At 43.5% G+C, this 23,504-nt stretch carries 16 protein-coding genes; 6 read left to right on the plus strand and 10 right to left on the minus strand.

Annotated features, from left to right (window positions below):
* Nucleotides 1–2: 2 nt before the first annotated feature.
* The 5 genes from DW640_RS10610 to DW640_RS10630 all read right to left on the minus strand — a co-directional run bounded on the left by DW640_RS10610 (nucleotide 3) and on the right by DW640_RS10630 (nucleotide 9,396).
* Nucleotides 3–1,067, minus strand: a complete 1,065-nt coding sequence (locus DW640_RS10610; RefSeq protein ID WP_117578075.1) for a polysaccharide deacetylase family protein — start codon at nucleotides 1,065–1,067, stop codon at nucleotides 3–5.
* Between the two features lie 17 nt (nucleotides 1,068–1,084).
* Nucleotides 1,085–3,949 (minus strand): glycoside hydrolase family 3 N-terminal domain-containing protein, encoded by a 2,865-nt coding sequence (locus tag DW640_RS10615; RefSeq protein WP_199610326.1) that lies wholly within the window; start codon nucleotides 3,947–3,949, stop codon nucleotides 1,085–1,087.
* A 66-nt stretch (nucleotides 3,950–4,015) separates the two neighbouring features.
* The gene (locus DW640_RS24390) at nucleotides 4,016–4,924 is read right to left on the minus strand and encodes a family 43 glycosylhydrolase (RefSeq protein WP_307838427.1); all 909 of its coding nucleotides are present in this window, start codon (nucleotides 4,922–4,924) and stop codon (nucleotides 4,016–4,018) included.
* 1,423 nt (nucleotides 4,925–6,347) lie between these two features.
* A complete protein-coding gene (locus DW640_RS10625) occupies nucleotides 6,348–7,193 on the minus strand; it encodes a patatin family protein (RefSeq protein ID WP_016266939.1) in 846 nt (281 codons plus the stop codon).
* Nucleotides 7,171–9,396 (minus strand): cation:proton antiporter, encoded by a 2,226-nt coding sequence (locus tag DW640_RS10630; protein ID WP_117578077.1) that lies wholly within the window; start codon nucleotides 9,394–9,396, stop codon nucleotides 7,171–7,173. Before DW640_RS10630 ends, DW640_RS10625 begins: the two co-directional genes overlap by 23 nt.
* 186 nt (nucleotides 9,397–9,582) lie before the next feature.
* Between DW640_RS10630 and DW640_RS10635 the strand changes: the two genes are divergently transcribed.
* Complete coding sequence (locus DW640_RS10635; protein ID WP_008763266.1) at nucleotides 9,583–10,104, plus strand: hypothetical protein; 522 nt, start codon at nucleotides 9,583–9,585, stop codon at nucleotides 10,102–10,104.
* Between the two features lie 134 nt (nucleotides 10,105–10,238).
* Here DW640_RS10635 and DW640_RS10640 read toward each other — a convergent pair whose 3' ends face one another.
* Nucleotides 10,239–11,444 (minus strand): hypothetical protein, encoded by a 1,206-nt coding sequence (locus DW640_RS10640; RefSeq protein WP_117578079.1) that lies wholly within the window; start codon nucleotides 11,442–11,444, stop codon nucleotides 10,239–10,241.
* Nucleotides 11,441–12,778, minus strand: a complete 1,338-nt coding sequence (locus DW640_RS10645) for a DUF4270 family protein (protein ID WP_016266935.1) — start codon at nucleotides 12,776–12,778, stop codon at nucleotides 11,441–11,443. Before DW640_RS10645 ends, DW640_RS10640 begins: the two co-directional genes overlap by 4 nt.
* A gap of 197 nt (nucleotides 12,779–12,975) precedes the next feature.
* On the opposite strand from DW640_RS10645, the gene DW640_RS10650 reads away from it, so the two are divergent.
* The 3 genes from DW640_RS10650 (at nucleotide 12,976) to DW640_RS10660 (ending at nucleotide 15,762) form a co-directional block, all read left to right on the plus strand.
* Nucleotides 12,976–14,064 carry a kelch repeat-containing protein gene (locus DW640_RS10650; RefSeq protein WP_008763263.1) on the plus strand — a complete coding sequence of 363 codons (1,089 nt, stop codon included), beginning with the start codon at nucleotides 12,976–12,978 and terminating at the stop codon, nucleotides 14,062–14,064.
* Complete coding sequence (locus tag DW640_RS10655; protein WP_008763262.1) at nucleotides 14,057–14,398, plus strand: DUF4907 domain-containing protein; 342 nt, start codon at nucleotides 14,057–14,059, stop codon at nucleotides 14,396–14,398. The genes DW640_RS10650 and DW640_RS10655 overlap by 8 nt, the downstream gene beginning before the upstream one ends.
* Nucleotides 14,399–14,577: 179 nt before the next feature.
* Entirely contained in the window at nucleotides 14,578–15,762 is a 1,185-nt protein-coding gene (locus DW640_RS10660) for an aminopeptidase C (protein WP_016266933.1), read from the plus strand.
* Nucleotides 15,763–15,864: 102 nt separating this feature from the next.
* On the opposite strand, the gene DW640_RS10665 is transcribed toward DW640_RS10660, so the two are convergent.
* From DW640_RS10665 to DW640_RS10675, 3 genes are all read right to left on the minus strand, one after another.
* Nucleotides 15,865–16,593 carry a LytTR family DNA-binding domain-containing protein gene (locus tag DW640_RS10665; protein WP_008763260.1) on the minus strand — a complete coding sequence of 243 codons (729 nt, stop codon included), beginning with the start codon at nucleotides 16,591–16,593 and terminating at the stop codon, nucleotides 15,865–15,867.
* A complete protein-coding gene (locus DW640_RS10670) occupies nucleotides 16,593–17,798 on the minus strand; it encodes a sensor histidine kinase (RefSeq protein ID WP_016266932.1) in 1,206 nt (401 codons plus the stop codon). Before DW640_RS10670 ends, DW640_RS10665 begins: the two co-directional genes overlap by 1 nt.
* A 152-nt stretch (nucleotides 17,799–17,950) precedes the next feature.
* Nucleotides 17,951–18,802 (minus strand): AraC family transcriptional regulator, encoded by an 852-nt coding sequence (locus tag DW640_RS10675; RefSeq protein ID WP_016266931.1) that lies wholly within the window; start codon nucleotides 18,800–18,802, stop codon nucleotides 17,951–17,953.
* A 250-nt stretch (nucleotides 18,803–19,052) separates the two neighbouring features.
* Here DW640_RS10675 and DW640_RS10680 point away from each other — a divergent pair, with 250 nt between their 5' ends.
* Together DW640_RS10680 and DW640_RS10685 are read left to right on the plus strand one after the other, a co-directional pair.
* On the plus strand, nucleotides 19,053–20,399 hold the full coding sequence (locus tag DW640_RS10680; protein WP_055229531.1) for a DUF4925 domain-containing protein: 1,347 nt from the start codon (nucleotides 19,053–19,055) through the stop codon (nucleotides 20,397–20,399).
* Nucleotides 20,400–20,438: 39 nt separating this feature from the next.
* On the plus strand, nucleotides 20,439–23,288 hold the full coding sequence (locus DW640_RS10685; protein ID WP_016266929.1) for a TonB-dependent receptor: 2,850 nt from the start codon (nucleotides 20,439–20,441) through the stop codon (nucleotides 23,286–23,288).
* The last annotated feature ends 216 nt before the right edge of the window (nucleotides 23,289–23,504 follow it).

The following is a 23,504-nucleotide window of genomic DNA, read 5'->3' on the forward strand; positions in this document are numbered from 1 at the left end:
ATTTATAAGTCTATATCTACATTACTATATTTCCATTTCACTGTGACCCGTTTGGAATCGGGAGTACAGTGAATCATTATTTGTTTATCCTGTATCGTGACAGGAAGGGATTCCCTTCCTTGTTTCGCCTTCGCCTCAGTTACTTTGTTTTCCGTTAAGATAACGAGAGTCAGCGGAATATCAAACTGTTCTTTATTTAAATTACAATTCAGAATAAAAGACACTGAATTAGAATCGATTTTCACGTCCTTGATAGTGGTCGCATCACGCTGTCTGATGTATCGGCCGATAGTACCGAAAGTATCGATCCAAAGATCTTTTTCATGCTTCTTCGCATAAGTCAGATGAGATTCAAAAACATCAGGGCGAAGCGGATCAAATCCGTCTGTCAAACCGTGAATCATAGCTACGCCCCATTTCCTCTGGCTAATCAGTTTATCAACCCATTGATTGATATTCTCTGCCGTGGTATCTCTGGCTCCAATGCCTTGCTGAAAAGTACGGGCTACAACATGACGTTTTTCTACGATCTTTTCGACTTGCTCATTGAAGCTGTTGTAAGGGTAACAAAAAGAAACGGGGAAAATACCCGTTTCCTTTCGGATCATATCGGCACTATTTTCTATCTCATGTTCAAGTTCTTCCGGTTCTTTTACCTGAGTCACCAGATTCTTATGACTGTACCCATGATTACCGATTTCAAAACCTTTAGCCGCCAATGTACGTATCTCCTCCCAGGTAACACCTCCCCATGCACCCGGCTTCTTGGCCTCAGCTTCCTGCAGCGTAACCGAGACCTGCCCGGGAATGACAAAGAATGTTCCCGGTATCTGCAACTTCTCCATGATGGGAGCAGCAATCAGATACTGATTGCGCAATCCATCATCAAATGTATAGCTTACAGCACCGGCCTTGGCATCCTTAAAGTCAGCGATTCGTATCTTGACCGGTACGTCATGAACCGGTTCGGTTGCCCTTACGAAGAGACTGGAAACAATCAGTAACAGTCCAAAACAGGTTATAAGCCTCTGATACATATCACTTATCCGGTAAAAGTTATCATTCATTTACTATTAAAGGAATCTTATAAAGACACCATCTTGTATTTGGTCGTAAACGCTACAGGCTGCTTATTCTCTTTTGCCAGCTTGAACGGAATCAGTTTTTCTTCGCCTGCTCCCAGTTCATAATGAATGGCATCTCCCACCTTCTTACCATCCACAAACATTTCCACCTTACCGATATCCATCAACGTACCTGTATTTTTCACACTCACCCACACTGTCTTCTGATTCTTGACAAGGTTCTCTTCTACCTTGGACACGGCAAGATCGAAATTGGCACCAAACTCATGTGTATAATTAAGCATTCCCGTGACACCTTTCTTGTTATCACTATAGCCTACACTATGTTTGATTTCATTTTTAGCTACGTAATCGGGACTCATTCCGCCTACCATGATCTTAAACTCTCCTTTTTCCACGACTCTGTCCATCCGGTCATTGAGCAATGAAATATCATATGGAGTCATTTCAAACGAAACAGTCTTCGATTCTCCCGGCTGCAAATGAATACGGGCAAAGTCTTTCAATTCCATAACACGGGTTTTCACACTGGCATACATATCCGTCACATATAGCTGAGCGACTTCATCACCCGCACGGCTTCCTACGTTCTTCACTGTAGCCTGAACTTCCACATTGCCATTCGCCTTTTCCTGTATCTTCAGATTAGAATATTCGAATGAAGTGTAGCTAAGTCCGAATCCGAAACGGTAAAGCGGATAATATTCCATATCTACATATTCGTAACGGCGTCCTGAAGTCTTGAAGTTATAATACAAAGGAAGTTGTCCTACGTGACGCGGGAATGTCATCGGCAGGCGACCGGCAGGATTGTAATCACCAAACAGTACATCTGCCATAGCCGGACCACCTTCTTGTCCCGGCAACCAGTTTACTAAGATAGCCTTGCACATTTCGGATGCTTTCAGAATATCATAAGGACGGCCTGCCTGAAGAATCAGTATCACCGGCTTTCCTGTTGCACAGACTGCTTCCAGCAATTCCTGCTGTTTGCCCGGAAGGATTAAAGTCGCCCAGTCGTTATTTTCTCCACATGTCTTACGGACATCATTGGTCGCTTCACTGGTAGAGCAGTCACCCAGTACCATAATCACGACATCTGATTGGGAAGCTGCCTTCACAGCTTTCGGAATATTGGTTTCGTCCGGATTGGTAAAGTCACATCCCTGTTCATAAAGAACTTTGGTCTGCTTGTCTACTGCACCTTTGATACCTGTCAATACCGATTTCAGTTGTCCCGGAAGCAATTTCGGAGTGTAATCGCCCGGCTGCAGGTCATCTGCACCGGGACCCAGTACCGCAATCGTACGCAGTGTCTTTGACAAAGGAAGAAGATTCTCTTTGTTTTCCAGCATTACAATTGATTCACGTGCCGCCTGACGTGCCATTTCCTTATGGCTGTCCGAGTTCCATCCCGGGTATATTTTCTTCCAGTCCAGTGGTTTGCAAGGGTTCTTTTCAAAAAGTTCGTTGCGGAACATCGTACCCAGCATCGTACGGCATACATTGTCCAGATCTTCCATATTGATACGACCGTCTTTTGCCGCCTGAATCACTTCTTTATTATTGTAAGTATCACCGCAATTGGTCGCAATGCCGGCAGCCAATGCCTGATTGGCAGCTTCAATCTTATCTTTTGCCGTGTAGTGTTTACGGGCTGTCAGATTTCCGATAGCGCCACAGTCACTGACGATGAACCCGTTGAATCCCCATTCCTGACGCAATATCTGTTGCAGCAGTTCTTTGCTCTTGGCAACCGGAACTCCCATATAGTCGGAATAGGCCATCATCAAAGACTGGCAGTCATAATTACGGATCGCATGACGGAACGGAACCAGATGAATCTCGCGCATCTCACGTTCGGACAGTCCTATATCATGTGAATCACGTCCGCCCAACGGGGCACCATGTCCGCCGAAATGCTTGGGAGTAGTAAACAATCCTCTGGACTGGTATCCTTTGATCCATGCACCTCCTATTTGTGACACCAATACAGGGTCTTCTCCGAAAGTTTCTTCACAGCGCCCCCAACGTGCATCCTGTGCAACGTCCAACACCGGCGACCATGCCTGTTTGGTATTGGCAGCCACTGTCTCGTCTCCGATCACCATAGCCACTTCTTCCGTCAGCTTCCTGTTCCAGGTAGCTCCCATCGCCAAAGCCTGGGGGAAGATAGTAGCACCGCTACCATAAGAGAAACCATGCACCGCTTCTACCTTTGTGATAGGAGGCACGTACAAATGAGGAATACCGGGAATACCCCATCCTTCACGGATCAGTTCCATTTTATCCTCCGGAGTCATCACTGCCAACAAACTTTCCACCCGTTCTTCTACCGGCAGTGACGCGTCCATATACCGACGGTCGGTTACTTTTCCCTGACTGTCCGTCAATACCTTTTCTGCCACAAGAACTGAAATTTCTTTCAGAGAGAAAGGCTTATCCAGCTTTCCTTGCTTAAAATTCAGCTTGACGTGTGCACCGTATTTAGGAGTGAATTTGACTTTCATCTGTTTGTCGCTCCCTTCGATCCGGTAGTTCACGGGAGTTCCCAGATTCATGGGGTCATAAGTGACAAAGATATCCAGTACTTCTTTCAGTTCATTCTTATTGATACCCTGCATCTGAAGGTCCAGTTCACAAACATCTCCGGGCTGCTGAATGGTAAACATCAGCCATTGTTCAGCCTTTAGTGCCTGAGAAGGGATTGTCCACATCGTTTTTACATTCCTGTCAAAGGCTAAAGCAGCATTTTCTGCATTTGCAGAAGCAGATACCGATAATATATCACTCTGTTGCTGTGCCATTGCTACCGAACATGACAATAATCCTACTGCCAATATCCATTTCATTTTGTTTTTCATGCTATATTCGTTTTTCAACTATTATAAGGATTCTATTTATTAATTGCCTGTGTATCGATCTATCTGTTATTTAGTCTGCTTCACCATTTTTATAGTGCCGTCCGGATTGTAGTACAGTTTGTCCACACAGATAGAGCGCAGCCAATCATGACCGGACAATGCACTGTTGTGATAGAAAGAATACCATTGTCCCTTGAACTCGACAATAGAGCCGTGGTTGGTATAACTATCGGTGGGTTCCATGTAAATTCCCTTGTATTCCCAAGGCCCCAGAGGTGAATCACTGATGGCATAACACATTCGGTTATGTTTTTCTCCGTCGTCGTGATTATCAGAATAAGACAAGTAATATTTTCCGTTATACTTATGTATCCAGGTCGCTTCGTGGAAGTCTGAGAGTCCCTCCATAGTCCGCATGGGGCCATCCAGTTCTATCATATTATCTTTCAGTTTGCCACCTTTGCAGGTGCCACCGCCACCATTGTAGATATAGGCCTGTCCGTCATCGTCCACAAATACACAAGGATCGATCATCGGATCCATTCCCTCAATATATCCCTGTACTTTGAATCCCTCCGCAGGCTTGTCACTGGTAGCTACACCGATCTTCCAGCTATCATTCCAGTCTGTTTCGCTGGGATGGGGGAAGTAGAAATAGTAGGTGCCGTTTCTGTAAGCACAATCCGGAGCCCACATAAAACCTCCTTCTTTCCGTCCCCACGGCACCTGGTCGGAACTCAGGATTTCTCCATGATCCGTCCAGTTAATCATATCATCGGTCGAGAATACATGATAGCGGTCCATCAAGTCGCATCCGCGCGGAGGAGCAATGTCATGAGAAGCGTACACATACAATCTGCCATCTTCCCATACATGCGCTGACGGGTCAGCGGTATACATATGCCGGATAAAAGGATTCGGACTTTTCGTATCCAGCTTTGTACTAAATGCCACAGCTTTTTCCTTTCTTAAAATCTTAGCGGCCTCTCCCACCAATTTCAAATAATGATCGCTTTCCACGCCTTCTTCAAGGGGTACAAATGTACTTTTACCTACGGGCACCTTCTTAGCACATTTAAAGATGGCCGTCCCTTCATCTATTTCATCAAACATAGCCACGTAGATCATTTCAGCACCCGCCCGAATGGCTCCCATCAATTGTGTCCAAAGGAAAGAACCTTTATTGCGGGGAATAAACGAATTATGATCTTTCCCCTTCAGATTTCCCCATGAGAAACCGGGGAAAACCAGCGGAGCATAATCTACCTGATTCTTTTTTGCCCACTGAATATCTTCTTCCACCAGTTTCTGATACTTGGGATAAGTCGTTTCATTATAACGCCCTACAAACCAAGGCATCATGATATCACATTTTCGGATAAGCTCATGCAGGCGGGGATCTGATTCTGTGTCCCCATTCAGTGTACGCCACTGCGTAGGTACTCCAAGCATCACACTGAATCCCTGTGACTTCAAGCCGTCAATAATATGAGCGGCTTCTTTCAGCCCATAGCGACGATTATCATTAAATCCGACTCCCCAAACCGTAACCAGCGGTTTACCATTGTGATACAGATAAGAGGGGTTCTTTGCATGGTCTTTTAAAGAATAGCGTTCTGCTATTTCTGCTATATCTTTCAGCAATAACTGCTCTTCTCCCGGTTGCATGCCGCTCAGGTCGTACATCACGCAGATAGCCCGTTCGTATTTATTAGCAGATTTCATCGCTGAATTCAACACCTTATTAAAATGTTTCAATCCGCTTTCGTTCCGTATCTCCGTAATAAAACGTTGCATAAATACTCCGTCCAGTCCATACTCCTGCATCCATTTAAAATGTACATCTACCGTAGATTCATCATGAGAAGAAAAAACATAAGCCGGTTTACCGTCAGCAAAGGAAAACTCAGTCTTATAGAGTTTCTTATACTCCGACACTTCAGGCCAAAGGTCTACCGAGCATGACCCCGGCCGAAAACCATTACGTCCATTATAATGATGCCAACCACGGCCCGAGCCGTCACCAGGGGTGTTGAACCACCCCTGATAACCTGCCATGACCAATCCCTTGTAAGAATTATACTGTTTCCCGCCGGATTGTGCCATCACCCCTATTGAAAACAATAAACACACCAACAACCAATCAAACCTTTTTACCATGTTATTCTTTTATTTTTCATGTTATGTTATTAAGTCTGCCCAAAAATATTTTTCAGCAAAGTAAAGGGGCATCCCTTAATAAATACCACAAAAACGAATTAATAATGACTTAAAATCGGATTAATTGAAGAAAAAGAAGAGTATTTGTAGAAATATTATACAGAAATATATAAATATCACAGATATAGTCCGCATTCTTCATGCAGACTATCAACAAAACAGGTCATTTATTATTTACTTAGAATTCGAACAGGTTTCTTGCACAGTCGTATCCTTCCTCATAAAATTCTGTCAGTTTCTGTACATCCCGTTCAATCCGGTCCACCATCACCGGTTTCTGCGGACGGATGACGATGATCTTTCCTTCATCTTCCATCTGTTCCACCATTTCCAGCTGTTTATTGTAAACTGCACACCGACGACTCAATGCCTCGCGCAACTTCGGATATTTCCGGTAGACAAAGGATGGAATACGGATATCTTTCGTGTCTTTCCGGTAACCGCGATTACGGGTAAGTACAACCACATTACGGGTGTAACCGTCCGCAATAGCTCTCTGCAAGGGAATAGAATCAACAATTCCTCCATCAAGCATCGGAACATCATCCACGTAAGTGACAGGACAAACAAAAGGCAGGCTACTGGACGCCCGGACAATATCAATCACACGGCTTTTATCCCGTTTCTCTTCAAAATAGTTAGCTTCTCCTGTCATACAATTCGTGGTTACCATCACGAAACGTTCGGGAGAAGCAAAGTATGTATCATAATCATAAGGAAGAATATGTTCGGGAAATTCGTTGAAAAGTAAATCAAAGTCGAGAATGTTACGCTTCCTGAGCAGATGCTTCAGGCCGATATAATTGTATTTCTCCAGCAGGTCAATATTACTGAACTTGGCACGACCACGCTGACGGGATGCATACGACAAGCCGTTACAGGCTCCTGCCGATACCCCGATCACATAAGGAAAACGAATATCATGATCCATTAAATAGTCAAGTACCCCACAAGTGAATACTCCCCGCATTCCGCCTCCTTCAAGTACTAAACCTGTATGCTCATCCAATTTCAAGTCTTTCATTTTTTTCTCCCTTATTCTTATTCCGACGAATAACCAGCAACGATGACAATTCCCGCATCACAAGCTCATCCTCGGATAATTTTGTATAGGAAAGATGGCTCATTACCAGCAATCCATCTTTCTCTTTGGTTACTAATTCTTCCACTCCTGCAAACCACACCACTACTATCTGATCAGCATAATGAGCCAACAAGTCATCTATGCACTGATGAAACTCTTCATCGTCCGTTTCAAAAAGGAAAAGGCGCACCGAATGACCGTTTTGCAACATTATATTCAGATACGAAAGCAGGAATACATCAATCATTCCTCCCAGAACAAAACTAACCAGTGCTCCTTCCCGATAACTACGATTCACAAATACGGCAACAGGACATTTCACCTGTTCCATTATGTCGTCAATCTTATCACGGAAGAGCGTCAGCCATAAAATAGCTCCCGGAGTTCCCGGCATTTCGGGACGGTAATGGCTACCGGCTCCTAAAAGCAACATATCAGGGTGCTCTTTGCGAATAAAATGAATCATTTCCTGTACCAGCTTATCCGTCACCCGATAGTGATTGTCTACCTGAATATTCAGTTCGACAGCTCTTTGATTAAGTAAAGCAAAGCTTTCGCTTTCATAATGCTGTGCATCCAACGGATTCAAATCCGTACCCACTGTATAATGCGCTGCAATCACATGTTCTTTCTTCAACTGCTTCCCGAATAACAAATCATAAATGGAAAGCAGACTGCGCCCGGACTCCGGACGACCAAAGCAAAATATAAGTTTGCGCTTCAAAGATAACTTTTCTTCCCGATGTACAAAGAAACGTTCGACCAAATGTAGCAGCGGAGTGGTCATAAAGGTTGTAACTAGCGCCATAATGACCAAAATTACGAAAATAGACGGGGGAAGAACTCCCATTTCGTAACCAATATTCAATGCCACCAGCTCCATCAATCCGCGCGTATTCATTAAAGTACCCACCGTCAGACTATCCTTCCATGACTCACCTACCAGACGGGCAGCTATGGCACAGCCACCGAGCTTACCGACTATGGCCACTGTCACTAGCAGCAAACACACCATCCATAACTCCGGACTATTGATCAGACCTATCTCCGTACGCAAACCTGTGAAAGCAAAGAATAACGGCAGGAAGAAAACCAAAGAAATGTCTTCCACCTTTTCCATCATCACCTTTCGGAAACCCAGATTCGACGGCATCACCACTCCTGCCATGAATGCTCCGAACAAAGCATGAATACCGATAATCTCTGTCAGACAGGAAGAAATAATCAAAATCAGCAGGATAAATGCCACAAACGTTTTATTGATCGCCTCCTTATTGGCATACACCTCTCCCACCTTTTTCAAAAACGGACGCACAACCAAAAACATGACTGCAATATACGCTACAGCCAATCCCACAGAATAGAGAGCACTGGCAAAGCTACCCGCCTTTGAAATAGCAATAACAACAGCCAGCAAACACCATGCAGTCACATCATCATTAGCTGCAGAAGCAATCGCAAGAGTCCCCAAAGGAGTTTTGGTCATATTTCGTTCCTGAATGATACGCGCCAGCACGGGGAAAGCGGTAATACTCATGGAGATGCCTATAAACAAGGCAAAAGGCAGAAAAGGAGTATGATCGGCGGCATACGTTTCGTAAATCCAATAAGAAGACAGGATACCCAAAAAGAAAGGTACTAAAATACCGGTATGACTGATCACCAGCGTTTCATTTATCTTATTTTTCAGCACACTGAAGTCCAGTTCCATACCGATAACGAACATGAAAAGGATCAGCCCGACCTGACTCAGCAATTCAAGATTGGTCAGCGAATGGACAGGGAACAGAAAATGAAAAGCTTCCGGGGAAAAAAGTCCCAAAACAGAAGGCCCCAAGACAATACCTGCTACGATTTCTCCAATCACTCCCGGTTGCCCGATAAGACTAAACAAATAACCGAAAAGACGTACCATCAACAATACGGCAATAATCTGAATAAGTAACGTCGTCAGCGGATGATGCAGATTATCTTGCATAAATTGTAGAAACATGGCAAAAGGCCCGTCTTGTAGCGTGTTTAACGTGTTCGCAGCATGATGTGAAAACCTGTCGCCCTCTTCAATAGCAACATAAATCAACCCTCCAAACAGAAGGAGCATAAGTACATAAATAATATAATTCTTCCGGGCTTTATTCTGCATAAACTTGTTTTTTTGCTATTTGTTGCATAATTATAATAAAAACAAACGAAAAAGGCAGATAGTTTGGCAAAAATAGTAAATATTCAAACAAAATCTTGTTTTTTTGCTTCAATCTATGTAACTTTAGGCTAGCTTAATTGTTTTAAGTAGGAAATTCAAAAAAAGTCCTGCCCGCAGGCAAGCACCATGAGAATACAGTTTGAAATTAAAGAAAAGTTGCCGGAACTCATTGAGGAAATCCTGCATTCCGACAAATGGCAAACTTCCGTGAAGGAAGAAATCAGCGGTCGGACGACCGTCGTGATCCGTGACCAAGCGTATGGTTCAGAAGCAACGATTGAGATTTACGCTCAATCCATCGAAATCAAAACCGCATGGTCAAAGTACTTCTATCGTATATTCGTTGCCAACGATCTTGTCTGGTGTGAATATAACGGTGCCTATCGTGGACTATTGGAACAAGTGCTCCTGCCCACCATCACTCCTAAAGAAAGCCTGCTTGATTCTGATGTTACTGAAAGTTCACTTTATGGACGTGAACATAAGAAGTTAAGAGAATATGCCGAAGACAACCTGAAGCTGAAACAATTCCGCCGGGAAAACTTCAACGAACAGAGGAATGGAACCGCAGCATTCGATCATCCTAAACGGGTTTATGATGAGTTTATAAAAGAAGACTATGTAGTGACACCGAAAGGCAATAAATAATAGAGGTAGGTGTGTCAAAAGTAACTAAACTCTCCTCCTTCGGGAAGGAGGGGAATTTAGTTACTTTTGACACACCTACCTCTATATTATGAATGCTCTCCCTACCCCGCCAGATAAAGAAAATACCCCGCCAGTTACTTCAATTTTGCCTTATAAGTCTTTTCCGAGAAAGTCAGATTCAGAAAAAAAGAAAGTTTCTGCTCTTTAAATCTCCCCGAATTCACCTTCAGTTGATCTGTATATTTCACTCCTAAAGAAAGCGTACTGCGGCTACGAAACTCAAAATTAAGTCCGGTACTCAGATAATAATTCGTTGTCGTCTTATCATGCACTGAAATATATGAGTTGCCCATACCTGCTCCTAGCAATAAACGTACCGGTTTACTATAAGGATTTCCCAATGTATAGCTGCCTCCCAGCATCAAACGATGTTGATTACGAAAACTTATACTGGAATGCGAAGACTCCAGCCGGCTCCAGTCAACAAATTTATAGTCGATGGAAGCCATCCAGCGCAACGTAGTATAAGACGCTCCGAAGCCGATAAACTGCGGCAAACAAGTGCGATACTTTTTTCCTTTTTCTTCAATGTTTCCGCTGGAACTGCTACTACTCACCGCATGATCATTATCCTGCATCAAGTCTTGAGAATATCCATATACGACTCCCGCCACTGCCGAACGGTAATAATCCAGCTTATAGGTATACTGCAATCCGAAATCAGCATAAATCGTATGTTTATGCGAACTATTACTTTCAGTTGCACTCCCTTGAGTTTCTGTTTGTGAAATACTTCCTCCCACATAAGAAAAGTTTGCACCCAGTGAAAGCCCTTTCCACAGTTCGTGCGCAACACTGATGCCCATTTTGGATAACCCTCCCTCACCTTGAAAAAGTGAAGTCACCGTACTTCCGTCCGTACCCGCCACATCCTGATCGAGCGATATGGCATACCCTACACTACTGACAGGAGCCATAAAAATAGCTCCATACCAACGGGGAGCTATACGGAATCCAACAGCCAAATTATTAAGATTACCATTCAGAGAATGATTGCTCGCTCCTGACTGTGAATATTTCAGATAAGACCCGCTGACACCCAAATCGAAAAAGAAATACTGCGGCAATAATCCCGTTAAAGAAGCCGGATTGGCACTATTAATCACATTTTCTCCACGCAATGCAATGCCGACTCCACCCAAACCGGAATAAATTCCGCCTTCTCCGGTGGACAATTCGCCGAGTCCGAACATGGAAACCGGAGAACTCGTCATATTTTGGGCAGCTACATTCAATAAGTTCGCACCTAGTATAAGGATAGATAAAACTCTTCTTTTCATTTCGTATATGTCTTATAATAAATAGTGAGTGATACATTATTATCATGGTCATTCACAGGATGTTTGCTATCTCCCAGCACCACTCCCTGAACGGTATTATAAAAAGCATTGTCAGAGAGGAATATTTGCAGTTTCTCACGGCTCTCCCCCGCTGTCCCCAGATTATTCTGAATAAACGAGGTGATATCAAACGAATAGTGAGTATCTTCATAATAGACATTATCTTCCACCAGGCTTCCCGTTTGTACGGTATTTCCCGAGATATCAGTAATGACACTCTGAGTGGCGTTATTCTGGTCTGCCGTATAGAGAGACAACGATTTCGGCAATGGATACTTGCCGTTATACGTACCCTTGATAGGATATAGCTTGAGTACTGCACTTTCAATGGAAACAAGCCTTCCGGTCTGATTCAGATTATTCAGATAGGGAAATTCGACATTGATATACATACCGGTCAGCCCTTGCAGATACACCTGATGTTCGCTCTCGGAAGAAGGCAGTTCATAATCTGTTCCTGCCTTGAGATTCTCCAAAGGAGTATTAGTACGGTCATGTTCCACCTTGGTGTAGTTCAGTGAAGTGCTGGCATTGAACACTAAGGTCTGTTCCGTAGGCTTCTCTTTCAGTTCATGATAATAGAGGGTAATACAAAAACTCGAATCGTTCACCTGAAAGCCGTTGATGCACGTCCCGTTTTCATCGGGAATAAAAGCTATTCCTTTGAAGAAAGCCCGGAAACGCTCCTGAGACTCCATACATTCATCATCTTCCAGCATTAAATTAAACCACTTCTTTCCCCATTCGTCAGGCAGGCGCGTTTCATGCAACTCGTTCCGATAGCCGGGTGTAGGACGTATAGAGACAGAACCAAGATGATTATTCTGATTATAGCTAACGTTGGTCTTATTAAACAGGTAACCGTTATCTTCCAGAGAGAGTCCTTGCGATAAACTATATAAGTCAATACGATGATAGACCAGCGTATCCCCCAGATAATCCCCGGAAGTATACCATTTGAACGTGATAGAGTCAAACTGATAGTCAGTAGTCTCATTAAGTGAGTGAGAAGGTACTTGATATTCTGCATAAAACGAAGTTTTTATTTCTCCGTAAAGAGCATCCTTAAATCGCCCGATCTGGCAGATCGTATCTCCCGAAGTTGCCAGCGAGTCGGCTAATAATGTGCTCAGAGTCACCATACACGTATCTGTCACTACATTTATAAAAGAACTCTCTACCCATTTACTTCCAATGGAAGAAGATTCATCCCTACAGGAGAATATTGTACAAAATAAGAGTAATGAATAAAAAAGTGTAATTAATAGTCTCATAATGAATATTATTTTTGAGTTGCAAAGGAACCCCTTTAGGAAAGCATCCCCAAAATTAATCGACTATTTCCCGCTATTTATAGACTCGGTTTTGTTCGATAGAGAAAATAGGGCTATTTGTCGATATCTTTTTTCTTCAACCGCATTGATAGCTACATTTGCCCCAAGTTTAAAACGTAATAAAACGAATGGAAATAATGAAAAAACTACAACTGTTATTAGTATCAATAGCTATGCTATCCATGTTCTCATGTTCAGATGATGATGACGACACATTAGGTGTGTGGTATCGCCGTTCTGATTTCGACGGAAGGGCAAGGGAGGACGCAGCCGGATTTGTGATAGATAACCGGGGATATTTGTGCGGTGGATATCGGGGAAAAGACCAGCGGGAAAGAGACTGTTGGGAATATAATATCGATAACGACTGGTGGACGCAATGTGCCGACCTTCCCGAAGAGGCGGCGGCCCGGAACGGGGCTGTCGGATTTGCGATCAACTCCAAAGGATATGTGACTACGGGATATACCGTATACAGAGATGACGATCCACTACATACCGGAGGATATGCATATTTAAAAGATACATGGGAATATGAACCGGCAACGGACACCTGGAAACAGATGGATGACTACCCCGGAGATGCCCGAATCAACGCCATAGCCTTCGCTATCGGTAATTACGGTTATGTAGGCACCGGTCAGTCTAAAGATGATAAACAGACCAAGGACTTTTACCGCTTTGATCCGACAGCCGCTTCCGGCAGCCAATGGACTATCGTCAACGGATTCGGCGGTCAGAAAAGAACCGGCGGACTCTCCTTTATTATCGATAATGTCGCCTACATTGTCGGAGGAACAAACAATGGTAAGGATGTCGATGACTTCTGGAAGTTCGATCCCAGCAAAAGTGAAGAGAACAAATGGGTACGTCTCCGTGACATTACAGACCAGAGCAGTGACGACTATGATGACGATTACAAATCAATCACCCGCACCTACGGCTGTGCTTTTATTATAGACGATCAGGCATATATCACTTTAGGACAAACAGCCTCCGGTAGCTTCCGAAGTAATTACTGGATATACGATCCTGCTAAAGACTTATGGCGCAGCAGTGAAACGGAAGATGGTTTTGACTACACTCCTTTCAAAGGAAGTTCACGCATCAAAGCGGTTTGTTTCGCTACCGGCAGACGAGGTATTATCACTACCGGAGGCAGTAGCAGCTATTATTATGACGATACATGGGAGTTACATCCATATGAATGGGAAGAGAATGACTAAGAAAAAGATACTCGGATGCTCTGTTGCAGGAATATTGACAGTAATCGCTTGTCTGTCTTTTTCCAAAGCATCTTTTTCTAATACAGATTCTTCTGATCCTTCTTTTTCAATGGAAGTGATTGAGGTAAACGGAGGATATGGCTATCAAATATCTCACAACAATCATATAACGATTTTTCAGCCTTTCATACCCTGTATTTCCGGTAAAAAACCTTTCATGGAGAAAAGGGATGCCGAACAAGTCGGACAGTTAGTAATGAAACGGATGAAAAGCAGAGAGAATTATACTGTTACTCTCGATGATTTAGAAAGTCTCGGAATCAAAATAAAATAAATGTAGAAAGAGGAAAAGGTGATCACATACGATTGCCTTTTCCTCTTTTTGTATAGTAGAGAAGGTGGGATACAGCATTTTCTACTCTTTTTTTATGCAAAATCTATGCAAGAATATGGAATTCCCCCAAGGAATCCATATCTTTGTAACCAAAACAATTTAATATTAATTTCATCAGAATGAAAAAGAGTATCCTTATCGCTGCCTTAGGCTTGTTCAGCCTGAGCGCAATGGCACAAGACGCAAAACCCGAAGAGGGCTTCGTTTTCACAACAGTGAAAGAAAATCCGATTACTTCTATCAAGAACCAGAATCGTTCAAGTACTTGCTGGAGTTTCTCTGCTTTGGGATTCCTGGAATCAGAACTACTACGTTTGGGTAAAGGTGAATACGACCTTTCGGAAATGTTCGTTGTACACAAAACAATGGAAGACCGCGGAACAAACTATGTACGCTATCATGGCGACAGTTCTTTCTCTCCCGGCGGAAGTTTCTATGACATCATCTATTGTATGAAGAATTACGGACTGGTTCCGCAAGAAGCAATGCCGGGTATCATGTATGGTGATACACTGCCGGTACACAATGAACTGGACGCTGTTGCAGAAGGATACATCAATGCGATCGCCAAAGGTAAACTCACTAAACTGACTCCGGTATGGAAGAAAGGTCTTAGCGCCATCTACGATACTTATTTGGGAACGTGCCCGGAGAACTTCACTTACAAAGGCAAGGAATATACTCCGAAGACTTTCGCTGAATCGCTCGGACTGAAAGCTGAAGATTATGTGTCACTAACTTCATATACACACCATCCTTTCTATTCTCAATTCGCTATCGAGATTCAGGACAACTGGCGTAATGGTCTGTCCTACAATCTTCCGCTCGACGAGTTCATGGCTGTAATGGACAACGCTGTAAAGCAAGGATATACATTCGCATGGGGTAGTGACGTCAGCGAACAAGGTTTCACCCGTGACGGTGTTGCCGTAATGCCGGATGCTGCCAAAGGAGCAGAACTTACCGGCTCGGATATGGCTCGCTGGACAGGTCTGACTGCTGCCGATAAACGCAAAGAACTGACTTCCAAACCGCTTCCGGAAATGGAAATCACTCAGGAAATGCGCCAGACAGCTTTCGACAACTGGGAAACTACAGATGACCACGGAATGGTAATCTACGGTATCGCCAAAGATCAGAATGGAAAAGAATACTTTATGGTAAAGAACTCTTGGGGTACAAGTGGTAAGTACAAAGGCATCTGGTATGCATCCAAAGCATTCGTTGCTTACAAAACAATGAATATCCTGGTACACAAAGATGCACTTCCTAAAGAAATTGCAAAGAAACTAGGTATCAAATAAAGATTCACTCTTATTTAAACATAAAAGCTCCGGAAGTTAAGATTACTTCCGGAGCTTTTATGTTTAATGATGTTCTCTTGTATACTGTAAATAGCCAAATACTTAAGAGAAACTCAACTTGCTGATATGTTCCGAAAATCTCTCCTTATAATTATCACCAACAGGAATATATGTATTTTTATCAAAGATGATACGAAGTCGGGAAACTTCGGTTATCTTACGCAGATTGACAATGTAAGAACGATGTACCCGCATAAAATACGTTGGAAGCCGTTCTTCCATTTTTTGAAGACTGGCAAGGGTTATGACCGGTTTATCCTCTCCTTCTATACAGATACGCACGTATTCGCTCATCCCTTCAATATACCGGATGTTTTTCACATCAATGCGCACCACTTTGTAGTCACTCTTTACAAACAAGGAATCTCCTTTGATCTGCGAACTATTTCCCAGTTCTCCCTGCTGTTCCAATAGCCGGTATTCGTACTGTTTTCGCGCCTTATCCGCTGCTTTCAGCAAATCCTGAAATTCAAACGGCTTCAACAGATAATCGACAGCATCCAGTTTGAAACCGTCTACCGCATATTCAGAATAAGCAGTAGTAAAGATCACCATCGGACGGCTGATTAAAGAGCGGATAAAATCCAGTCCATTCAAATCGGGCATATTGATATCCACAAATATCAAGTCTATCTCTTCGTCTGCCAACACCTTCATCGCCTCAAAAGCATCCTGACAGGACTTGACTAAAGATAGAAAAGGGACACGGGATATATAATCCGTTAATTGCTTCAATGCTAAAGGCTCGTCATCAATCGCTATACATTTCATTATAATAAAGGTATAATAAGTAATACATCAAATTTATCATCTTCCTCAGTAATGGAGAGGGTGTAGTCATTGCCAAACAACAGCCGCAACCGTTTGCGTATATTCTCCAAACCGATACCGTGATGCTGCTCGTCAGACGAAGTCCCCGTACTATTGGTACATCTGAAAGCAAGACGGTTTCCTTCTTCCAGTTGCATTACAACATGGACAAATGACTCTTTCCTGTAGCTCACTCCATGTTTAAAGGCATTCTCCACAAAAGAAATAAAAAGTAAAGGAGGAATTTGAACTTCGGGCACTTCAAGAGGGAAATTCTTTTCAATAGAAACTTTCTCTGGATAGCGCAAGCTCATCAAAGTGACATAATTCTCTAGAAACTGAACCTCGCGCAATAGCAGAATGGTTTTATTACTGGCCTCGTAAAGCACATAGCGCATAAGTTTAGAAAGTTCTACAATCGTACTCTTAGCCTTTCCCGTATCAATATCCACTAGTGCATGGATATTATTCAGTGTATTCATAAAGAAATGCGGATTTATCTGATACTTCAGATACTGCAATTCCGACTGTAAACGCTGGTGCTCCAGTTCTTTCAGCATTTCCTCATCACGAAAGGATTTAAAAAACAGCTTGACAGCAATATTAAACCCTACCATCAAAAAGGCAATTACACAATGAATAAGGTAACGGATGGTGAAGGGAGGAATGGGATAAAGAGTCGGTTTAGGGAAGCCGCCCGGTCGTTGCATTTTTTCCAAAGCCGGATCGTTTGCCCGAGGCGTTTCCCAATGAACAGACTCTTCCTGCCGAGCCTTCTCTCTCATCTTAATAATCTGGTCTCTCTGGATTTTTCCTTTACCCTTGCGAAGATCGCCATATCTGAATTCCTTTGGAAAACGCTCCATAGAAGGATCAGGAATAACCCAACAAGCAGTAGAGATTAGAAAAACCAAAGAAATAATATAATACCAGTACTTTTTCTTAAACAGGAAATACGGAACTAATCCATAATTATTCAACAGAAACAATACGAAAAAAGGAAGAATGCTCAACCACGAATCATAAACAATTACACGGATTTCTTCTTTTTCAAGTCCACCACTGACAGCAAAGTATCCTCCTATCAATGGGAGAAGAAAAATAACAATCCAAATAGCCCCATAAATGCTCTGCTCCAGCAATTGTTGTTTACGCAGTCTTTCCATGCTTCATTGTTCCAAATTACTGATACAAAGATAGAATCGCTGCTTCATCTCCACAAATATAATCGACCAAAGGACTTATTTCAACGGTAAACTGCTGTTTTACCATCCTCCGGAGCATCCCCATTCATCATCGGTCTGACTACCGTCATCCATTAGCATTCCCGATATTCCTGTGGAGTCATTTCCACATGTTTACGAAAATATTTATTAAAAAAGGAAAGATTATTAAATCCTAATGAAAAAGCAATTTCCTTTACAGGCAATCGGGTTGACTTCAATTGTGCCTTGGCATTCATGATAATAATTCCCGTGATAATCGCCAAAGGGCTATGCCCGCTGGCTTTACGGATAGCACCGGAAAAGTGAGCCGGAGTCACTCCGCACTTCTTCGCATAAAAAGAAACTTCGTGTTCCTGCGTATAATGAGTCATCAGCAACTGGATAAACTGGCGATAAAGTTCATGTTCCCGCTTGATAGGTTCGTTGGTAGTCGGCTTACAGCGTTTATACAACTCACCCACCCCCTGAAAGAATATAGTAAAAATAGACATTAATATTTCTTTGTTATCCAGTGTGTTCGGTAAAGAATAGGCACGGATAAGCAGGCTGAAAGCGTTTCGGTATAATTGCGCTACCTCTTCCTGTAATGTCATAATAGGGTTGTCCAAAATCATAGGAAGAAAATCCAGATAAGTCTCTACATAGCTCACACGGGAGATAAATTCCGAAGAAAAGCCCGCAAAGCAAACACGGGTATCCGAAGATACTTCGTGAATCTGTATGAATGATCCGGGGAGGACAGTCACAAAGTCATTATGGGTAATGGTATACTCGGACAGGTTGATAGTGGCACGTACAGTTCCCCGCGTGCAAAGAACAAAGACTCCCGCCTTTATATGGCAGGGAAAATGACCGTATTGATTCAGAATATCGCCGGTTATGCTGTCATCTGTAACAAAATCGACCGGAAGGTCAAACTTGGGAAGAGCATCATCTATGATCATAATTAAGAAATTTAGTTCCACAAAGATATCTTTTTCCATTCGAATTTCCTCCAAGTCCTTTATTAAAATATGAAAAACAGAACATCTATTATTTAAAAGAGAACATTACAATTATCTATTCAAATACACGTGCATATAAAATAGTTAAAATAGAACATCGAATACCAAGAATAGAGCTTGATGTAGAAACAATATTAACCGACATTTGCAATGTTTTAATAAATACGTTGAAATAAAAACAAAAAAGAGAATGAAAACATTACGAAAACTATTTTATGTAGCTTGTACAACATTCTTCCTTGCATCTTGCGAAGAAACCTACAATGACAAGCTGTTCTGGCCGGGAGAACTCAGCCAGGAATATGGCTCGTATATCAAACCATCCACTCTGGACCTGACCTACAGCGGAGAAAAGTTAATCGGAAAAACCGTCAACTTTCAGACGGAAGACAGTAAAAAAGGAACATTGACATTAAACGATATCATTCCGGGAGAAAAAGAGACATCATTCCGGATAAACTTATCAGAGCAGGAAGACAACTATACGTTCAGCGGAGAAACAGTTTCGTGCGCGGGAGCAACTGTGAAATACGCCGGCTCCATTACTCCGAAAACGATGAAACTGGATTTGAATGTAACGATGCCGCAAAATCAATGGATAAAAACTTATCAGATGAGCGAACTGACACGCGGCAGAGGAAAAGATGTCGTACGCAATCAGACAACCGGCGAATATGAATGGGGAGAGTCGGACAATCAGATACTGACAGCAGCCCTTTATACCGACATGGATTTAGAGATGGTAAAGGATGCGGGAAGTTTGTACGCAACCGTATCCGTTATTATAAAAGGCATGGGAGGATACCTCTTACCGCAATTACTCAAAAGTGTCACTCTGGAATCCGACGGAAACATTACGGCCGAATATACATCGGACGAACTGCAATTGGGGGAACAGAAGTTCAGCGAAATCGACATGGATAATCCCGCATCCCAGCAACAAGTCATTAATTTCATTATGATGAAGTTAATGTTCAATACATTGTCTGCCGATGATATTACTGCCGCAACCCAGGGACGCAATTATGCAGAGTCTCCCCGGGGACTGGCTTTCTGGTATCTGAAAAATGACCTTCTCTATGTCAAACTGAACCTTCCGGGCATTATCAGCCTGGTCATGCAAGGGCAGGGACAGACGGTCGATGCTCATCTGATAGCAGGCATTGCAGATGCTATCCTGAAATCCAATCCTTTCTTACTGAAGACTCTACTGGGAGTTGTGAGCGAATCATTGGACAACTCTTTATTATCTATGATCGCCAATATGGATCACCAAAGTTTTCAGATGTTCTTCTCGTGGATAAAGGAAGGCATCCCCATGCAGATAGAAAAGGAGAACGGACATACGCATATCTATCTGAACAGGGAAGCGCTGAGTCCTCTCATAGCCTTCATCCCCCATCTTCAGCCAGTGATGGAAGGTATTCCTAACTTCGGTCCGATGTTGTACAATTCCTATTTAGGTCCACTGTATGACAACTGGTCTATCATCACCCAACTGGACTTGGGACTCGACCTGACAGACAAAAATGAATGAGACTTTCCACCAGAAGAAAAAACATAAATTACAGAAACAATGAAAAAACTATATATTCTGACATTATTCATCTGCCTTGCCGGATTCGGGACTAGTTTTGCCCAGACGTTGAAAGGACATATATATGACGCCAATACCAATGAACCTTTGGTTGGCGCAGCGGTAACGTACAAGTTGCACGGCAATCAGGGAACCGTGTCCGACATAAACGGAGCGTATGAAATCAAACTTCCGGAGGGAGGTGTCGACCTTGTGTTCAGCTATATCGGTTATGAAGACGTTCTGATGCCCATTGTTATCGGCAAACGTGAAGTGATCACTAAAGACGTGTACATGAAAGAAAGTACCAAGCTGCTGGAAGAGGTAGTGGTAAGCGCCGGACGCTTTGAGCAAAAGCTCAGTAATGTCACCGTATCCATGGACTTGGTGAAAGCAGGCGATATCGCCCGTCAGGCACCGACAGATATCACTTCTACTCTCCGCACGCTGCCCGGCGTGGACATTGTGGACAAACAGCCTTCCATGCGTGGCGGCAGCGGATGGACCTACGGAGTAGGTGCCCGCAGCCAGATTCTGGTAGACGGAATGAGCACCCTAAATCCAAAAACCGGAGAAATCAACTGGAACACCGTACCTCTAGAAAACATCGAACAGATAGAAGTAATCAAGGGAGCCTCATCCGTTTTGTACGGTTCGTCTGCTCTCAACGGTATTATCAATATCCGTACCGCCCGTCCGGGATTGACACCGAAAACCCGCTTCAGCGCCTATATCGGTATATATGGCGATGCCGAGAATGACGAATACCAATGGAGCGACAAGAGTTTCTGGAAAGACGACAAGTATTCCGTCAAACCCATCCTGCGCGGAAACCTTCTCAGCGGCATACGAAACCCTATTTATGAGGGATTCGATCTCTCCCACTCCCGCCGTATCGGCAACTTTGACGTCAGCGGAAGCATTAACCTCTTTACCGATGAAGGATACCGGCAGCAAGGATATAACAAACGTTTCCGCATGGGCGGCAACCTGACTTATCATCAACCGGACATGGGTATGAAGATATTGAACTATGGTCTAAACGTTGACTTTCTTTCCAATCAGTACGGAGACTTCTTCATCTGGAGATCACCAACAGAAGTTTACAAACCTTCTCCTTTCACCAACATGGGGCGCGAAGAAAACAACTTCCACATCGACCCGTTCATCAACTACGTAAATCCGGAAAACGGAACGTCACACAAGATCAAAGGACGTTTCTACCATAGTGCCGACAACATAGTCAAGCCCAGTCAGGGAGCATCCATCACTGATATTCTTGGGAATATGGGAACGAACGCCCAGACTATACAGAATATAGCAGGCGGCGATTACAGTTCGCTCTACCCGGCATTGGTCGGCATCGGTTCCGGTCTGATCAACAATAATCTGGAAGATGCCATGAACGGGGTATTCACTTCCTTGGGCAACATCTTCCCCAACGCCACCACCGCCGATTATTGTGACCTCATCTCGTGGGTGATGGACAACGGACTGCCAAGTGACCTGATGAACGGCATACAAAACGGACAAGTCCCCAGTGATCTCATCCCCTGGCTATCCAACGTAATGAATCCGACCCGAAACAACGTCCAGACGAAAACGGACAAGAACTATAACTATTATCTTGACTACCAGTTCAACAAGAAATGGGACGGCGGCGCACAGATCACTACCGGAATGACTTACGAGCACGTCCGCTACAATTCTTCCATCATGGATCAGGTGTACAAAAGCGATAATGTAGCCGCCTTCTTCCAGTACGACCAGCGCTTCTGGGACCGCCTGAGCGTATCGGCAGGGGTACGAGCCGAATACTACCGTGTGAACAACCATCACCGTGAAGCAGAAACGAAAATATTCGGAGCCAAAGTTCCGTTCCGCCCCGTGTTCCGTGCCGGACTGAACTATCAGTTAGCCGATTACAGCTTTATCCGTGCCAGCGCCGGACAAGGTTACCGCAACCCGTCCATCAACGAGAAATATCTCCGCAAGGACATCGGAGGAGTAGGTATCTATCCGAACCTCGACATCAAACCGGAGAAAGGTTACAATGCCGAACTGGGATTCAAGCAAGGATACAAGATCGGCAACTTCCAAGGATTTGTAGACGTAGCCGGATTCTATACCGAGTACAGAGACATGGTTGAATTTCAGTTCGGACTGTTCAATAACGCAGACTACAGCATGATCAACAGCATCAGCGATGCCATCCAGATGGTGACGGACGGCAAAGGTTTCGGTATCGGAGCACAGTTCCACAACGTATCGAAAGCGCAAATCTACGGTATGGAGATTTCGACAAACGGCGTTTATGACTTCAACAAGAATACGAAACTATTCTATAATCTGGGATATGTATATACTGAGCCCCGCGATGCCGACTACAAGGAACGTAATGAAATAGAAGATTTATACACCGACGCCCTTCAGATGAAGGAGAAGTCGAATACAGGCAAATATCTGAAATACCGCCCGAAGCACAGCTTTAAAGCCACGGTCGATTTTCAATGGAAGCGTATCAATCTGGGTGCCAACTTTGCATGGAAGAGCAAGATACTGGCAGTGGACTACCTCATGATGGACGAACGTGAAAAGCAACAACAAGACTTAATGGACTATGTACGCACGATCCTCTTCGGAAAATCGAGAGGAGAAACACTGGCTACTTACTGGAAAAAACATAATACAGACTATGCCACCGTTGACTTGCGCTTCGGGGTAAAAGCGACCAAAGAAGTCGCCTTCCAATTCATGGTCAACAACCTGTTGAATAAAGAATACAGTTACCGCCCGATGGCAGTAGCCGCTCCCCGTACTTTTGTAGTGAAAATGGACATCACATTCTGAAAAACTCACTTAGATTACTGGTTAAATCTGTCGGGGAGACTTCCCCGACAGATTTTTTTATATACATCCACACAGAATAAAGCCTCAGCTCCCGGATGGCCGGCAACAGAACCAATGAAACGAACAAGCAGCAACGTATATTAACACAAAGAGAAAAATATTCACCGCCAACCTACCGCTTCTTTGTGATTTTTGCTTATTTTTGGCAACTAGTAT

The organism is Bacteroides sp. AM23-12 (assembly GCF_003434395.1).
In the GTDB taxonomy this organism is placed as follows: Bacteria; Bacteroidota; Bacteroidia; order Bacteroidales; family Bacteroidaceae; genus Bacteroides; species Bacteroides thetaiotaomicron.